This is a genomic window from Alkalihalobacillus pseudalcaliphilus (assembly GCF_028610675.1).
Classification (GTDB): domain Bacteria; phylum Bacillota; class Bacilli; order Bacillales; family Bacillaceae_D; genus Alkalihalobacillus; species Alkalihalobacillus pseudalcaliphilus.
The window spans coordinates 13,573-30,605 of sequence record NZ_JAQQWS010000008.1 but is presented as its reverse complement, the minus strand read 5'-3'; the positions used below and the strand labels follow the sequence as shown (position 1 = coordinate 30,605).

17 protein-coding genes are annotated in these 17,033 nt (G+C 39.7%); 6 read left to right on the top strand and 11 right to left on the bottom strand.

Going from position 1 to position 17,033, the window contains the following annotated elements; genetic code table 11:
* Positions 1-648 precede the first annotated feature (648 nt).
* On the bottom strand, positions 649-984 hold the full coding sequence (locus PQ479_RS15695; protein ID WP_047987439.1) for a DUF2568 domain-containing protein: 336 nt from the start codon (positions 982-984) through the stop codon (positions 649-651).
* Positions 985-1,139: 155 nt separating this feature from the next.
* On the opposite strand from PQ479_RS15695, the gene PQ479_RS21910 reads away from it, so the two are divergent.
* Together PQ479_RS21910 and PQ479_RS15685 are read left to right on the top strand one after the other, a co-directional pair.
* Entirely contained in the window at positions 1,140-1,925 is a 786-nt protein-coding gene (locus tag PQ479_RS21910; protein WP_069187701.1) for an SMI1/KNR4 family protein, read from the top strand.
* A 12-nt stretch (positions 1,926-1,937) separates the two neighbouring features.
* Positions 1,938-2,405: a hypothetical protein gene (locus PQ479_RS15685; protein ID WP_047987438.1), complete on the top strand. Its 468-nt coding sequence runs from the start codon at positions 1,938-1,940 to the stop codon at positions 2,403-2,405.
* 43 nt (positions 2,406-2,448) lie between these two features.
* Here PQ479_RS15685 and PQ479_RS15680 read toward each other — a convergent pair whose 3' ends face one another.
* Positions 2,449-3,183: a DUF899 domain-containing protein gene (locus PQ479_RS15680; RefSeq protein WP_083991165.1), complete on the bottom strand. Its 735-nt coding sequence runs from the start codon at positions 3,181-3,183 to the stop codon at positions 2,449-2,451.
* Between the two features lie 306 nt (positions 3,184-3,489).
* Between PQ479_RS15680 and PQ479_RS15675 the strand changes: the two genes are divergently transcribed.
* Positions 3,490-3,885, top strand: coding sequence for a ClpX C4-type zinc finger protein (locus tag PQ479_RS15675; protein WP_047987437.1), 396 nt, complete (start codon positions 3,490-3,492; stop codon positions 3,883-3,885).
* Positions 3,886-4,028: 143 nt separating this feature from the next.
* Here PQ479_RS15675 and PQ479_RS15670 read toward each other — a convergent pair whose 3' ends face one another.
* The 6 genes from PQ479_RS15670 to PQ479_RS15645 form a co-directional block, all read right to left on the bottom strand.
* A complete protein-coding gene (locus PQ479_RS15670; protein ID WP_047987436.1) occupies positions 4,029-5,024 on the bottom strand; it encodes an agmatinase family protein in 996 nt (331 codons plus the stop codon).
* Complete coding sequence (gene hutI, locus PQ479_RS15665; protein WP_047987435.1) at positions 5,021-6,298, bottom strand: imidazolonepropionase; 1,278 nt, start codon at positions 6,296-6,298, stop codon at positions 5,021-5,023. The genes PQ479_RS15670 and hutI overlap by 4 nt, the downstream gene beginning before the upstream one ends.
* 15 nt (positions 6,299-6,313) lie before the next feature.
* Complete coding sequence (gene hutU, locus PQ479_RS15660) at positions 6,314-7,984, bottom strand: urocanate hydratase (protein WP_047987434.1); 1,671 nt, start codon at positions 7,982-7,984, stop codon at positions 6,314-6,316.
* Between the two features lie 396 nt (positions 7,985-8,380).
* Positions 8,381-9,913 carry a histidine ammonia-lyase gene (gene hutH, locus PQ479_RS15655; RefSeq protein ID WP_047987433.1) on the bottom strand — a complete coding sequence of 511 codons (1,533 nt, stop codon included), beginning with the start codon at positions 9,911-9,913 and terminating at the stop codon, positions 8,381-8,383.
* A gap of 154 nt (positions 9,914-10,067) precedes the next feature.
* Positions 10,068-10,511 carry a hut operon transcriptional regulator HutP gene (hutP, locus tag PQ479_RS15650; protein ID WP_047987432.1) on the bottom strand — a complete coding sequence of 148 codons (444 nt, stop codon included), beginning with the start codon at positions 10,509-10,511 and terminating at the stop codon, positions 10,068-10,070.
* Between the two features lie 145 nt (positions 10,512-10,656).
* Positions 10,657-10,848: a hypothetical protein gene (locus tag PQ479_RS15645; RefSeq protein WP_047987431.1), complete on the bottom strand. Its 192-nt coding sequence runs from the start codon at positions 10,846-10,848 to the stop codon at positions 10,657-10,659.
* Between the two features lie 168 nt (positions 10,849-11,016).
* Between PQ479_RS15645 and PQ479_RS15640 the strand changes: the two genes are divergently transcribed.
* The 3 genes from PQ479_RS15640 (at position 11,017) to PQ479_RS15630 (ending at position 12,463) form a co-directional block, all read left to right on the top strand.
* Complete coding sequence (locus PQ479_RS15640) at positions 11,017-11,379, top strand: helix-turn-helix domain-containing protein (protein ID WP_047987430.1); 363 nt, start codon at positions 11,017-11,019, stop codon at positions 11,377-11,379.
* Between the two features lie 126 nt (positions 11,380-11,505).
* Positions 11,506-12,120 carry an ImmA/IrrE family metallo-endopeptidase gene (locus tag PQ479_RS15635; protein ID WP_047987429.1) on the top strand — a complete coding sequence of 205 codons (615 nt, stop codon included), beginning with the start codon at positions 11,506-11,508 and terminating at the stop codon, positions 12,118-12,120.
* Positions 12,098-12,463, top strand: a complete 366-nt coding sequence (locus PQ479_RS15630; RefSeq protein WP_047987428.1) for a hypothetical protein — start codon at positions 12,098-12,100, stop codon at positions 12,461-12,463. The genes PQ479_RS15635 and PQ479_RS15630 overlap by 23 nt, the downstream gene beginning before the upstream one ends.
* Before the next feature lie 185 nt (positions 12,464-12,648).
* Here the strand turns inward: PQ479_RS15630 and PQ479_RS15625 are convergent, their stop codons facing one another.
* The 3 genes from PQ479_RS15625 to PQ479_RS15615 form a co-directional block, all read right to left on the bottom strand.
* Positions 12,649-12,741 (bottom strand): putative holin-like toxin, encoded by a 93-nt coding sequence (locus PQ479_RS15625; RefSeq protein WP_273717084.1) that lies wholly within the window; start codon positions 12,739-12,741, stop codon positions 12,649-12,651.
* A 79-nt stretch (positions 12,742-12,820) separates the two neighbouring features.
* A complete protein-coding gene (locus tag PQ479_RS15620; protein WP_047987427.1) occupies positions 12,821-15,406 on the bottom strand; it encodes a polynucleotide kinase-phosphatase in 2,586 nt (861 codons plus the stop codon).
* Positions 15,407-16,783 carry a 3' terminal RNA ribose 2'-O-methyltransferase Hen1 gene (locus PQ479_RS15615; protein WP_047987426.1) on the bottom strand — a complete coding sequence of 459 codons (1,377 nt, stop codon included), beginning with the start codon at positions 16,781-16,783 and terminating at the stop codon, positions 15,407-15,409.
* Positions 16,784-17,033 lie beyond the last annotated feature (250 nt).

Here is a 17,033-nt window from a genome sequence, read left to right as displayed (position 1 = left end):
CTTTGTGCAGATACTTCATCGTTTGGCCTCAGCATCTTCACATTAACACCCTCTTTGTGCAGATACTTCATCGTTTGGCCTCAGCATCTTCACATTAACACCCTCTTTGTGCAGATACTTCATCGTTTGACCTTTGTATCTTCACATTAACACCCTCTTTGTGCAGATACTTCATCGTTTGACCTCAGTATCTTCACATTAACCCCCTCTTTGTGCAGATACTTCATTGTTTGACCTCAGTATCTTCACATTAACACCTTCTTTGTGCAGATACTTCATCGTTTGGCCTTAGTATCTTCACATTAACACCCTCTTTGTGCAGATACTTCATCGTTTGACCTCAGTACCTTCACATTAACACCCTCTTTGTGCAGATACTTCATCGTTTGACCTCAGTACCTTCACAAACCCCCATATATCTTAAGATGGCGATAGATGACATTCATTTTTGTTGGTGTCGGAGCTGATTTTAGCTCCGACATGGGCGTTTTATATGAAAATTAGTGCTCATACTCATATGCGGAGTTCTACTTGTCGCTACCGAAAATCATGCTCCACGTCCTCTGAGATTATCGGCTTGGTACGATAGTTTTTGCCTTGAAATCAGCTGGCCATAGGGAAGTTCTTTCAAACATTATGTTTTCTTTATTACCCATCTACTTTCCACATATACATCATTCCTCTGTTCAATAAGGCTAAAGTGATAAGTAATATCGCGTAATTCTGATAACCAGCTATGTATAATAGAGATGCTCCAAGTATAAATAGAAGGAGCTCAATTAATAATTTTGCACCAAATGGTATAATGATTAATGCTTTAGGTGAGATGAAGATCCACCATACACAGGCAACTAACAAAGGTGCTAAAATAGCAAATCCATACTTTATAAATGAACTTCCACCAACGTGATAGGCACCAACTCCTACAGCAACTAGAAGTGCTAGTTCTAATAGGAACCGTATAGATAAAATAAGATAAGTCAAAATAGCCACCTTCTTTTCATTTCCTTTTACTAGTATTCGTTTTATCTCCAAAAAGGTTTCAACTATTTTTCTATTTATTCCACTTGCAATTTTATACAGACAATAGGACAGTAATCCTTTATGATTAAAATAACCAATAACAAGGGGCTGATAGAATGGAACATTTGTGGCTTGAGGATGAGTATGGAGAACGACCTCATCCAGTAATAGATAAACAGATTCATGAGGCAGAAAAGCAGCTAAATATTAAATTACCAGAGGCATATATCCGCCTTTTAAAAATCCAAAATGGTGGTTATATTTCTATAAACGCATTTCCAACCACGACACCTAATTCTTGGGCGGATGACCATGTACATATAGAAAAAATCTTTGGAATTAAACCAAATGAGGGCATCTTAGCTACTCCTTACCTGATTGAAGAATGGGGTTTACCAGAGTCTATCGTATTATTTGCTGGGGATGGCCACGGCTGGTTTGCGTTTGACTATCGCCATACAAAAACGGATCCGTCTATCATTTATTTAGATGTTGAACAAGAGTTAACCATTGAGCTAACGGCTAATTTCGAGAGTTTTCTTGCGGGATTATATGAATATGAGGAGAGCGAGGAAATAGAAGTAGAGGATCAAGGCGATTATTCGCCACAAGGGTTAGAACTCGCCATTTTAACGAATGATTTAGATTCACTTATCCTTAACCTCAATCATGTATATGAAACACAAAAAGACCATGATCCGAATATCTATGAAAATATCACTCTATTACTCAAGCATAAAGACGATAATTTCAGAGATATCGGCGCACTGTACACACAGCATTTTTACGATAAAAGACTATTTACCCAAGAAGAAATCAACCAACTTATCATCATTATCAAAGCCGATAAGCAATTGGCACCTTATGCCGTAACTCTTAGCAAGAAAAAAAGATCATGTTAGGAGGTGCTACCTGTGTATCTCCCAGAGGGTATTACGAGTCATGCTTTCGATGATTCAAATACAGCCCATCAACATTACCAGCAATTTAAACAAGTTCTCTACCCTCTTGTCAAAGCCAAGCAAGGGGAGATTCTTAGCATAGAGGAAGCCCATTTTTGTTCCTATCATTTAGCAAAAATCAACTTAAAAGATGACCCGATTTATATTTTATTACACGCAACGTATCCATACGTGAGTGTGGCAAGTGAAGTAGATTTCTTCAAAGCAATATTTATCTACCACCCATTTGCCCAAGAATTAAAACCTTATTATGAAATCATCCCACTTGATTACTTAGAGCAAACCGTGCTACTTAAACGAGCAAAAAAGGGTGTTATTTCACTCAATATAGACAACCAGTTAAGTCAACATGAGCTCCGTGATGTCGTATACTGGAAACCCTCTTGCATTGGAGATATCATTTTTAATCATTGGGATTAACTAAAAAGGTGCGTTCCCATTGCGCACCCTTCTTCACTAACAGTTATTCATATTTATCATGATGACGCCACCATGTGTAAGGCTCAGTTTTTTTTACATACGAAGGTGAATCCTCCCAAAGCTCTTGACGACCATATGGTGTTAAGTCTAAATAACTCCAATTGGATCCTAAATATTCGACACCTCGATTCCAAGTAGAATACGTATGGTAGATTTGATGATCTTTCTTTAAAAACACACTATAACCGTGCTGTTCTCCAAATTCTTTTGTTGCCCCAAAGTCTTCATTAAATTGACTCTCAAAAGAGGAATACCAAGGGGTCGACCAGCCCATTCTCCGTTTGAATGCATCGAGCTTGTCGTAAGGGGCTCGTGAAATTAAGACGAGTTGAGTATCCCTTGCGTTTAAATGTGCCGGATGTCCCATATGGTCAACCATCATCGAACATCCATCACAGCCCTCCTCCCATTTCGGATCAAACATGAAATGGTAGACAATAAGCTGACTATAGCCGGCAAATAAATCCTCTAAACCTACTTTTCCATTCGGTCCATAAAATGAATAATCTTTTAATACTTCAACCATCGGTAACCTTCGTCTTTCTGCATGCAATTCATCATAAGCACGGGTCATAGCCTTTTCTTTTTCTCGAAACTGCTCATGCTCTTTCTGCCACTCTTCTCGTGATACGATGTTGAACGAATTCGATTTTTTATTATTAGATGATCGGGGTAACGAATAACGCTTTGATTCACAGCACTCTTTTTCATCTGCCATTACAAACACTTCCTTCCTAATAAAAAAACATTTGAGTTTAGTTTATCATCACCTACAGTCAAGCATTTCTTTTAAATTGCTCACTTACCTTGGTGAGTCCATTCTATACTACGTTACAATTAATAGTTATCTTACATTTTTAATTTCACTTTTATAATTTTTTGTTTATCTAGTAGGAATTTCTTTAATAATGAAGAATATAAATAAAAGAATTTGTATACAAATGTATACATAACTACTTTAAGTAGCTAACTAATGTGAACATGTTTTAGTTACTAAATTTAAAAGAAAGTGGTGTTGAGGCACATGGAACAAGATTTCCGTAAGAAAACATTTAGAGGGGCAAAAGTTGAGGACTTGATTAAAGAACTTGAAAACTTAAGTACATTATGTGAAGGAAAATCTGAACAAAGTGCACACATTGAACGTCAACGTTTTTACGAAGGTATGGCCATTGCATATACTACGATTGCCGTCAAGTTAAAAGGTGAATTTGATTATATTGAACCTAAAGTGTTTGATGAACTGTACCCCGCAATTAATCGAACTTCTCCCCCAAAAAGTGAAATAGAAAATGAATTTCTTTCAAATTGTTCTTTTTGCCATAGAAGTAAAGAAGAGATTGGAGATTTAGCATTAGGGCCAAATGTCTCCATCTGCCAAGAATGCTTAGAATTCGGCTCAGAAGTCATTAATTCATAAAGCGATGATGGATTGAATGAAAAACTTTGAATCAAAGAGTAATAACGGGCGGCTCAAAGGTAACCAGCATCTTTAGTCTTTAGAAGTATCCATCAAAAATGTGCTAAGGAACCATTGGTATGGTCTACCTTAGCACTCATTCGTTATTTTCCACTAGCCGCTACCATCTTCCCTGTTAAAAACGACAGCATCACATGAACACCAGTTTTGACTGTTGCCATCGCTACATCTTTTTGTGGATCGAGGCAGACGATATCCATCGCGAATACTTTCTCATATTCACCTGCCACTTGCACGGCCTCCAATAACTCATGTACATACATGCCACCTGGCGTGGAAACTGGTGCACCAGGTGCCACGCTGACATCAAGTACATCCATATCTACCGTCATATATATTTTATCAACTTTATCATTCAATGCCTCTACTACTGCTCGAACCGTTTCTTCGATTCCTTTTTTTCTTGCTTGCTTCATCGTTATATAATGAAGACCCGCTTCATCGGCGTATTGTTTTAAAGATTTAGCGTTAAAAAAACCGTGCAGACCGATATTATAAACATCTTCACCTAATACTTGAGCATCCTCAATCAACTGGCGAATCGGTGTTCCGTTGGCTGGACCGATTTCTTTTGGGTCACGCAAGTCAAAATGAGTGTCAAACTGTAAAATACCGACACGCTCATTCGGATAGACATCTTTATAGCCCCTCACTAGCATAGCCGTTATCGAGTGGTCACCACCTATACTTATAGGAATTGCTTGAGGGTGATAGGTTTGAATCGCCTTCATCGCATCACGAATATTTTGATGACACTGCTGAATATCGGTAATATGCTCTTTAACGTCACCAAGATCAGCGACTTGTAGTATGGATAAATCGATGTCTTCATCCAAATTATAAGTCGAAAAGGATTTCCAAGTTCTTCTGAAAGCTTCTGGATTTTCACTAGCATAGGAGGCCGAAATGGACGAACGCGATAGTGGGATACCGAGTATGACGGCATCATACATTTTCCAGCTCGATGGTTCATCATCGATTGGCCTAATCCACTCATGTGCTTTCGGTTCCACCACATTATCATTCCTCGAATAGGTGAAAGGTGGTTGATTTAATAATGGATACGGGTAGTTACTCATATGAGTCTTCCATTCTCAACGACTAACTTCCCTGCTTTAATAACCTTACTCGTATGATTCACCCCATAAAGGTATTGCATTTGCATATAATTAGGAACATCTAGTAATACAAGATCGGCTTTTTTTCCGACTTCAATCGACCCTATTTCCTCAGCACGATTAATGGCATGAGCCGCATTAATTGTTGTAGCGGTAAGAACTTCAGCCGGTGTCATTCCCATTTTTAAGCACCCAAGATTCATAATGAGTGGTAATGAAACGGTTGGTGATGAACCAGGGTTACAATCAGTCGACAAGGCCACAGGTACGCCTGTATCAATCATTTTTCTTCCATTTGCTGATTCAGCCATGAGGAAAAAGGCCGTTCCCGGCAACAACACGCCGATGACTCCTTGATCTGCCATTTGCTCCATCCCTTTTTCGGAAGCCTTTAATAAATGATCGGCAGAGATCGCTCCCACCTCTGCGGCAAGCTCTGCTCCTTCATAAGGTTCAATTTCATCAGCATGAATTTTCGGCAGTAAGCCATGTTTTAAACCAGCTTCAAGAATTTTTTTCGACTGTTCGGGTGTAAAGACACCATGTTCACAAAACACATCATTAAACTCCGCTAAACCAAGTTCAGCCACTTTTGGTATCATCTCATTGATGACAATATCTACAAAAGCATCTGGATTTTCTTTAAACTCTACCGGAACAGCATGTGCTCCCATAAATGTAGAGACAATATCGACAACATGCTCTTCATCTAGCTGCTTGGCAACCTCAAGCTGCTTGATTTCATGCTCAAGAGTTAAACCGTAGCCACTTTTTGCCTCAATCGTTGTCACACCTTGTAATAAAAAGCGGTTTAGCCTTTTTACACTCTCAGAGAAAAGTTGATTTTCATCCGCTTCCTGAGTGGCACGAGTGGTTGCATGAATCCCACCACCTGCATTCATGATGTCCATATACGTTTTCCCTTGTAAACGCATATTAAATTCATTTTCACGACTACCGGCAAAAACAAGATGTGTATGTGGATCCACGAAACCTGGTGTCACAATTTTTCCAGCTGCTTGAATGGTTTTTGCTTCGGATATTTCAGAAGCAAATTGATTTTGAAGGTCCTTATCTGGACCAACCGCGATAATTCGGTCGCCTTTAACTAAGACACTACCTTTCTTAATAATTGACAACTCATTCATGCGTTCCTTCGTAGCAGGTTTTTCCGAATAACCAGCAACTGTAATCACTTCATTCGCATTTTGTATATATAAATAAGTTTGGCTCATCTCATTCACATCCTTTTATGATTCATCATTCATCATCGGGATTTTCATCTGATGTTTTTTCGCTGTCTCTTTGGCTAAATCGTAACCGGCATCAACATGGCGTGCAACGCCCATACCAGGATCCGTTGTTAAAACACGCTCAATTCTCCGACCCGCCTCATCTGTTCCATCGGCAACAATCACGACACCTGCATGCATGGAATAACCCATTCCTACACCACCACCGTGATGCACAGATACCCATGTTGCCCCACCAACGGCATTAATCATCGCATTTAAAATTGGCCAATCGGCGACAACATCAGAGCCATCTTTCATTCCTTCTGTTTCACGATTCGGAGAGGCTACTGAGCCCGAATCAAGATGATCGCGCCCAATTACAATTGGTGCCCTTAGCTCACCACTTTTGACCATGTCATTAATGATTTTGCCAAAACGGGCTCTCTCCCCATAACCTAACCAGCAAATACGTGATGGTAAGCCTTGAAACTCAATCTTTTCTTGAGCCATACGAATCCAATTACACAAATGCTCATTATCAGCAAACTCTCGTAAAATCGCTTCATCGGTTTTATAAATATCTTCTGGATCACCCGATAATGCAACCCAACGGAATGGCCCTTTTCCTTCACAAAATTGCGGACGAATATAGGCAGGAACAAAGCCTGGAAAATTAAAAGCATTTTCAACGCCTTCATCTTTGGCAACTTGGCGAATATTGTTGCCGTAATCAAATGTAATCGCTCCTAAGCTTTGTAGCTCAAGCATCGCCTTTACATGAGTTGCGATCGCCGCCTTTGATTTTTGCATGTACTCTCTTGCATTTGAACTTCTTAAAGCATCAGCCTCTGCTAATTCCATCCCAATAGGAATATAGCCATTTAACGGGTCGTGTGCAGAAGTTTGGTCCGTTAAAACGTCTGGAATAAAAGTACGACGTACCATCTCGGGTAAAATTTCAGCCGCATTCCCTAATAATCCTATCGAAAGAGGTTGGCCTTTTTCCTTAGCTTGCTCCGCACGTTCGAGTGCTTCATCCAATGTTTTTACTTTCACATCACAATAACGAGTTTCTATACGCCGATCGATTCTCGTCTCATCCACTTCGATGGCGATCACAACACCCTCATTCATCGTTACAGCTAGGGTCTGTGCACCACCCATTCCACCTAATCCTGCAGTTACAGTAATCGTCCCTTTTAATGACCCATGAAAGCTTTGCTTAGCAAGCTCGGCAAAGGTTTCATACGTGCCTTGTACAATACCTTGTGAGCCAATATAGATCCAAGACCCCGCGGTCATTTGACCATACATCATTAGACCCTTCCGATCTAATTCATGAAACGTATCCCAATTCGCATAAGCGGGAACAATATTCGAATTCGCTAAGAGCACACGAGGTGCATTCGCATGTGTTTTAAAAACAACAACCGGCTTTCCAGATTGAACTAAAAGCGTTTCATCATCCTCAAGCTCCTTCAAGCTTTTAACAATCGCATCAAAACTTTCCCAGTTCCTAGCTGCCTTACCAATCCCTCCATAAACAACTAAATCCTCTGGACGCTCGGCCACTTCTTCATCGAGATTATTCATAAGCATTCTTAAAACCGCTTCCTGTTGCCAGCCTTTTGTTTGTAGCTCTGTCCCACGGTAACGCTGGACTTTCCCTGTTTTGATTGTATCCATTTGAACTGCCTCCTTTATTGTGTGAAAGTTACTTATGGGCGATAGATTATGCCTTGAAGTTAGCTGGTCATCTATCTTGTGATCAATGAACTTAGCAGAACCGTGCTCCCTGTTTATTCAGGCAGACTCCTGATGGTGATCGAGTTGTAAGCGTGCCAACAGTTTCAACAGTCGCCACTACTTTTATCTTTGTTGGTGGCGAAGTGCATGGTGCTTCGCCATATGGGTTTGTGTGAAGATTATTGCAGAAATTTTGAGCATGAATGAATCATTCGCATATTTTATGACAACTTCGAACTCTCTGTCCCCTCTCGAACGTGCCCTTTCTTCCTTTTATGAACCCACATTTTCTCGTGAAAGTGCCCATTCCTTCTTTTTATAGTCACTTCCATCTTTTTAGCGTTGTTGATGGATGTTTGTCTGACCCATAAAAGGATGAATCGTTTGGCATGTATAATCCTTCAACCATTTTTGTACCACCTTAATATCCTTTGAAAAAACACGATCAATCGAAATCATTGGCGTAATTTGACGTGCTTCCTTATAAAAATTGCGTGTAGCGGTAGCCATTTTTTCCACGCCTCGATACTCTACTGCCTGTAAGCCACAAATAGCCTCGATCGCTAACACACCTCGAACATTAGTGATAATTTGATAAGCATGGCGTGAACCTATCGTCCCCATGGAAACATGATCTTCTTGGTTAGCCGATGAGGGAATCGAATCAACACTTGCCGGATGGGCCAGCGTCTTATTTTCTGAGACAAGGGAAGCGGCCGCATATTGCATAATCATCGCCCCTGATTGCAAACCCGGTTCAGGACTTAAGAACGGTGGCAAATCATTTAGTTGTGGATTGACGAGCCTCTCAATCCGACGTTCTGATATATTCGCAAGCTCAGCCATGGCAATTTTCAAAAAGTCCATGGCAAATGCAATTGGCTGACCATGGAAATTCCCACCAGATAGTACCTTTTCACCCTCATCAAAAATAAGTGGGTTATCAGTTGCTGCATTCATTTCAATTTCCAACTTCTCTTTCACATAACCGAGCACTTGCCATGTAGCTCCGTGAACCTGAGGGATACAACGAAGCGAATAAGCATCCTGTACCCTTAATTCACCTTGCTTTGTCACAAGTTGACTATCCTTTAACAATTCTCGCACACGAGAGGCGACACAAATTTGTTCCTTAAACCCGCGTGCTAGGTGTATATCTTCATCAAAAGCATCAATGACTCCTTGTAAGGCTTCCATCGTAATTGCAGCGATCAAATCTGCCTGAAGTGCTAATTTTTCCGCCTCTAAATAAGCAACTACGCCCATTGCTGTCATTGCCTGCGTACCATTAATTAACGCAAGTCCTTCCTTCGCTGTTAATGTTATGGGAAACAAATTTTCCTTTGTCATAGCTGTTAAAGAACCGACCTGCTCACCTTTATAAAAAACTTCGCCCTCCCCAATGAGCGCTAATACCAAATGGGATAGCGGGGCAAGATCGCCACTAGCCCCAAGTGAGCCCTGCTGTGGAATCACGGGATGAATTTCAGCATTCACTAAATCTAATAGACGTTCAATTACAACGGGCCTCACTCCGGAAAAACCCTTTAATAAAGCATTAGCTCGAAGTAATAACATAGCTCTCGATACTATTTCTGGAAACGGTTCACCTATACCACAAGCATGAGAGCGGATTAAATTCAACTGAAGAGTTTCGACATTGTCTGTATCAATAAATACGTCACTAAATTTCCCAAATCCAGTCGTAATTCCATAAACGACCTTTTTCTCCGCGACAATCTTTTCCACAACTTCCCTACTTTTTTCCACTTTACGCCTACTTTCATCAGAAAAACTAACCTTTTCTTTTTCGAAAAGTACACGTTTTAACTCATGAAAATCTAATGTTTGACCATTTAAAATGACCACCTACTCAACCCCCAATCACTTTACCCAACTAAAGAACCAATAAAAAAGGGAACTATACCTCAAGAAGTTCGTAAAAAAACTTCATAAGATATAGCCCCCTAATCACTAAGTTCTATGGGCTTAATAAGTGTTTCTGCACTTATTGATTAAATTGTTAAATATGATTAATACCAAGTCCAATTGCCTCATGCTCAGAGCCTTTAACGGGTGCTCCAATCGTTCCGTATAAGGAAACGGCAATCCAATCTCCTTCTTCTATCTGCTCATACGGATTACCACGTAAAATGGCGAAACTCAAACCGACTGTCCGATGTACCGATCCCAACTGCACTTGACCACGCGTAACGCCTTGAAGCGCTTCCATAATCGCATGGTATAAAGCATGGCTTTCTCGGTAAATGCCTGTCTTAATTAACCCATTCTTTTTGGCTGCTGTCTCAACTGCTGCTACAACCTTATGAGCCTCCATCGATCCAACCTTACCCATACAAGCTTGCCAATCTGCTTGGTTTAAACGCTTAACTTCCTGTTCAGCATCAACAGAAAGAACTAATAGCATCGCTTCTCTTCCAATTCGCCGTTCTTGATTTAATGCCATATTAATCACTCTTTTCAAGTTCTAAAAACTTCACTAAAAACTAATGGCTTCTTATATTGTAAGCGGTAAAGTTCATAACCGTCAATATTTTTAGAAAATTCATCGTAGTCGATATTTCTCACCAACAAACTAATCATAAAAACCACTACACAAGCAACTTCGAAAAAAGGAAGTGTATCAGCTGTAATAGGATGGTTCCAAAAATTAGTCGATTAAGCCATGTGAAAGAGCCTTTTAATTCTTTAATATCCGAACCAGCTACCATTACTTTTTGATGATGTGAAGCCATTTTAATCTCTAATTCTCTGATTCTTTTATCTAACTCCTTTTCATTCATAGAAGCATTCCTCCTAATTAATAAATTGCATTTTATGCAACAATACTTACAATTAATATAATTTGCATTTTGTGCAATGTCAATCATTTTTTGCAATATTTTCAGTATCTTTTGCTTTTTTTGCAAATCATATATAATAGAACTAAGATTAATACTGGAGGCGCGATGATGGAAAATGTCCTAGGTGTTCGATTAAAACTTGTAAGAGAACAAAGTCAATTTAAATCACAAAAAGAAGCTGCAACATACTTCGAATTAACCAATTATCAGCTCTCCCGCTATGAGAGCGGCCAGTCGAAACCTGACCCAGAGCTCATCGCAAAATTCGCTGATTTTTACGGGGTTTCGACCGATTATTTATTAGGGAGAACAGATGATAAGAATAGCTTAGTTCAACATGCATTCAGACAAGGTGCTCACCAATTGACAGAGGATGAAAGGCAGCATTTAGAAGGGGTTATGGAAGAAGAACTAAAGCGATATCGAGCTTTACGTGAACGTTTTTTAAAAGAACAACAAAAAGAAAAATAGGTCTTTTCTTTATGTCAACTCCGCTTGTTCTATGTTATACTATTGCCACGGAAAAACCTCACCGAGCGGTCGAGGTTTTTACTACCAATAAAATACGAACATACATTCTATCACTGAGGTGTTCACATGCAATTCTCAACGATTCGTGATCAAATCTGTAGTGAGCTTTTTCAAGAGAAAGGTATCCTCACACTCAAAGATTTAACGCTCGAAAATATTTGCCATCACTTCTCGATCCATATTGAATACATGAACGGACCTAGCAAATGCGTAAGTGATGATCTCTTTGCTCTTATTTCCATTAATCAGAACCAATCATTATACGAACAGCACTATGATTTCTTTCATGAGTTCTCCCATGTTCGTAAACACACGGGAAATCAGCTACGATTAAATGATTCATTCGTTCAATTACAGGAAGAGCAAGCCGAATGGTATGCCCTTTATTTCTCAATGCCACGCCATATCTTTGAACCTTTTGTATTGCAGGCTCAAAGTATCGAACAAGTTGTAGAAGCTTTTCAGATCCCAGAGTCCTATGTAAAGAAAAGAATCCTCACGATACAATCTGAAAGAGCAAGACAACATGACTTTTATCAATGGAAGAAGCGAGAAGATTTATTAAGGAAGAAATCGTTACAAAAGGACAAGCTGTATGATTCCACAAAGACGATGTTACATCAGCTTGCCAAGCAAGTAGGAGAGGAGAAATTGTCTTATGACATTAAGCGTTTATTATGATGAAATGGATGGAGAATTACAGCCACAGTGGATGCTGTTACCTGCTGATTTTTCAGGAACGTATGCGACTTACAGTTTAAATATGCCTTATCAGCGCTTTTATATGGAGGATTTCCATGACGACTTGGCCATTATCACGGTCACTCAAGCAAGCTTAACGAAGGATGCATTTTACCCACATGGTTATGCGATTCATATCGAACAGCTTCGGCAGGATCTTCGTCAAAATGGCCAGTCTACCTCCATTGAACATGCTGATTATTTCCTCGTCCGTTTCGACGACTTGGAAGATGTTCTACAAATGAGCGTACGTAATCAGTTTTCCGAATCTGACACTACCTAAAGAACCTACTCATTTTGTTGAAAAATTCAAATGATCGTGTATAATACAAATAAGAGAACATATGATAAAAAAACCGCCAGTGCGCGAACACTAGCGGCATGTCATAGCGAATCCTTATTCGTAAGGGTTGGCTTACAAACTGAGGAAATAAGCTTCCCTAATTTGAGCCTTAACTCATAGGGGGCTTATTTTTTTCGATCGAATGACAGAATCGCCAAAATTAACATCCCAAATGAGATCATTAATGCAAGCGCCTCTGCAATACTGACCATGGGCATCACCTCCCTCCTAAAGAAAGGTGAGCCAACCCCAACTATGAGTCATTCACTATCACTCTAAATATTATACCATATTTTTCTATAACCTTGGATCAACAGGATCCTTTTCTAATGCCAATGTTCCTAATACACATTCATGCATCCGTTCTACCGATTCTCCTTCGACAAAGCGACGTATTCCTTCCATTCCCAATGCAAATTCCTTTAACGCAAGCTTTTGTTTTTTATTGACATTCCTTTTCTTCAAGCGTTCTAAGTTTTGCGGTTCTAAATAATCCATGCCATAAATGATGTGTAAATATTTTTGGCCCCGTACCTTAATGGCTGGTTGTACTAATTTCCCTTTATATGTGTGAAGGAAATACTCTGGTTTAATGACGATGCCTTCATGCCCGTCCTCGTTCATTTCCGTCCACCAACGTGTAACCTCGGCCTCCGTCTTTTCGTCCTCAATCACTTTAAACTCGGTCTTAACGAATAGCTCAGAAAGCTCGGCAAACTCATGATTTTTCTCCATATGCCATAGATGAGATTTTTGAAAATACGTTTGTTTGCTATCCGCTAACAGATGGAAAGGAGCAATCTGAACCTCATGAATACTATCAATATCCCAACAATATTTCTGAAACACTTGTTCAAAAATTTCTGCTTGCTCTAACTTTTGTTCATACTCTCTTTTCCAGCTCGATACATCATGTTCGACACTGATATCTTCTAGATGCTTTAAAATATTCATTCGGTCTAATCTTGCATTTTCTGCAACGTGGGCATACTGCTGATTAATAAGCTCTTTCGCCTTCAAATTCCAAGGCATAATTTCCGCATCTAATAAAACAAAATCGATTTCGAATTGGTGATAAAAAGAGGCCAAGTCTTGTTGAAGCTTTTCTAAAATCTCTTGTTCCATATCTTCTTGAAAAAAGCGCCTTCCCGTTCTTGTGTAAATAACACCTAGCGTCTCTCTATCGACATATTGCTTAGCGACACTCTCGTTCTTAAATAAAAGCAAGACCGCACGGCTACCCATATGTTTTTTCTCTGCAACCATTTTGTGCACACCTTTTTGACGATAATAATTAATCGCTTCTTTTGGATGCTCTAAAAATGAATCCAATGACGATGGACTTGGCGTTGGGCTCATCGTTGGCGGAATATAGACCAATTCTTCCAATGGTAATGTTACATGCGAGACCGCATCAAAAGCAGGGATAACATGAGGTTTCGTAATACGAACCTCGCCTATTTCCTCTGTCACAACCGAATAACCCTCGATAAACTTTGCGATATTTGGCGGATTAAATCGTTGCTTTTCTATATCTAGCAAAGGGTTACGTGCCCCGGCTGAATAATCTTGTTTCGCTTTTACTGCAACAATTTGCTTTTCTGGATAACGAAATGCGGTTAGTTCTCCACCAAACACTACCCCTTGATCAATATTAATCGTTTGGTTCATTAGCAGCGGTTTCTTTTTCGGATCATGCCCCCAAATGATTAGGTGGTTACTCGTATGTTGAATTGTCCAGTCCTTACGAATTGGTTTTCCCTCTTCATCAAAACCATCGGTATCGCCATAACGGCAAAAGTCTCGAATAGTCTTGGACTGTTTCCCGATCCACTCATCTCGTATACCTGCATGAACACAAACCGCTGTCTCGACACCATGCTTGATTAAAACGTAATGGGACGGTGCTTGCAGAAGAAGTTTTTTCACTTTCTTTTTCCATGCATCAGTTACTTCTTCTCCATAAAGTTCTTCCAATTTGTTAAATTCCTGCTCAACCTTTTCGTCACCGTGGTTTAAGGTTACTTTCTTACCATCAAGCCATCGGGCAATCTTCCATCCATGATTACTATCAATCATATAGGCAAGGCCTGCTTCAACATGTTCATAAAAGAATTGTAGGGTGGCAAAAGATTTTGGACCGCGACTCATAATGTCACCTAATGATAGGAATTTTCTTCCTTCTGGGTGGACGTATAAGCCATCTTCATTTTGTCGATAACCGAGCTTATCCAATAATTCCCTCCATTCGTCAAAGCAGCCATGGATATCACCAATAATATCAAGCCCATATGCCACGTCTAACTGAAGCGATGACGATGCTTGACGAATAATTCTTGGAACTGCCGTTTCCTTAAGCACATAGATTCGATGATAATCTTCTTTTTTCAAATAACGTTTCTCTCGTTTAAATGTTTGATATTGCTGCTTAATTCGTCTTTTTCCACGCGGGTTCTCACGTTGCTGGTCACGCTGTAATAATACATCCTCTTCCGTGTCAAACACTAGAGCAAAAATCGGAACATGCTGTTTCTCGGCAAGCTTGCGATACCTCGCTCGATCATCTGGATGTAAGTGTGTCGCATCAATGAACGTTAATTTATTTAGTTTAGCTCTTGTCTCAACTACACGGTCCAACATCGCAAAAGCTTCTTGCGATATTTGCTGATATTGATTCATTAAAATATCCGCTTCATCTTTAGAACGATTCGTCCAATCAATAAATACCTCATCACTCACTAGCTCACGAAAATCATCCGAACTAACAACTTCCGAACGTTTAATTTCCCCTTCATTCACCAGTGTTTGTAGCCAAGTTGATTTACCACTATTAGAAGGACCAATACAGAGAACCAGTCCAGCCGTTGGCAAGATAATGTCCATCTAGTTGCCCTCCTTTCTTGTCCATAAGCAAAGTTGTGTAGGATAGCCAAATGAGTCATGCTGATCGCCGATCCCATCAAATTGCAAGTCATAATTCCCATCATTATGTAAATGACACCAGTCTTTAAATTGCTCTCTTGTCCATTCAAAACGATGGTCAGGATGACGATAGTTTTCTCCTAAATCGTAGACTTGATTATATTCTTGGTTGGGTGTTGTTATAATGAATGATTTTGGCTGATAGTGCGAAATAATCGTATTCATCATTTTAGGCAAACGGTACTCATCTATATGCTCAATGACTTCGCATAAAATGAGAATATCTTTGTTTTTTAAACGATCATCGAAATAAAACAACGAGCTTCTAAGTGGTGTCGGCATTAAAAAACCTTCTCGGTCAGACACTTTTTCAAACCTCTTTATGGCTTGATTCGTTGCTTGTTCCGAAGGTTCTACAGCTAAAATCTCCTGTATCCCTTGAACAAATCCTAATTTCACAGAAAGCTTACCTTCTCCTGAACCAAAATCAACAATTGATGTTTTTCTAGGAATACGCTCCACATACTCAATAATTTTTTCATATCTTAATTCATTTAAACTGATTTTTTTGTCTTCCGCTTTGTGTTTTATGAGCGTGCCTAATTCTTCTGACTTAGGTTCTTGCTCCAAATGTTCGAGCTGTTCGTATACTGCTTTGAACCTTAAAGCTTTTTCTAAAATAAAGCTTCTTTCTGGATGGTAATCCAGCCAGCCCTCACCATATCGATTTATCTTTTCAACTTCCTTTTCATCAATGAAATAATGCTTATAATTATCTATTACAGGGATCAAGACAAATAGCTGTCTAAGTCCACGTTGAAGCGTGGTCTCCCCTTTAATCGAAATCATACGTGCCGTGCTTTTATCTTTAAAACGACGAAGAGTTCCTAACTCAGGGCTCTTCATTTCTACCGTATAACCAAGCGGCTCAAATAACTTACGAATCTGCTTGTCTCCTAGATTAGAAGCAACTGGTCCAAATTCAAACTCAAGATTAAATACATGCTCAACCCAATCCTTATATTCTTCCTTTGGTTTTCCATTTAAGGCAGTACCTAGTGCGGAACGTAGGAGCGTAAGGAAAATACTACTTACCGCAAATTCTCGATCATTGATATAAGAAGTGATGTCATAGGCTTGTGCGTTTTCACGCGATAATTCGATTGGGTCAGCTGTCACAAAAAGAGTAACCTCGACATGCTCCTTTGTGAAGTGGCGAAAAATCATTCGAACAAGATGTCCATTTACTTTACGCTCATAGAGGTTGTACGGATTTTTGGCCAATAAATAGGAGAGAACCTCAACATGCTCTCCTGTGGCTTTCATTGTAAGTTGCATTTGTTTCCCTCCTTTTGGATGAAATTTACTTAGGGGCGATAGGCTGTGCCTGGAAGTTAGCTGGTTCTCAGTTCCGTTGAATAACTTCCTTCATCGACATGTTCTTGTCCTTTTTGACCTATGATCATGTCGACCAACCGCCTTCATCGACATGATCTTGTCCTTTTTGGCCTATGATCATGTCGACCAACCGCCTTCATCGACATGTTCTCGCCCTTTTTTGTCCAAGATCATGTCGACCAACTTCCTT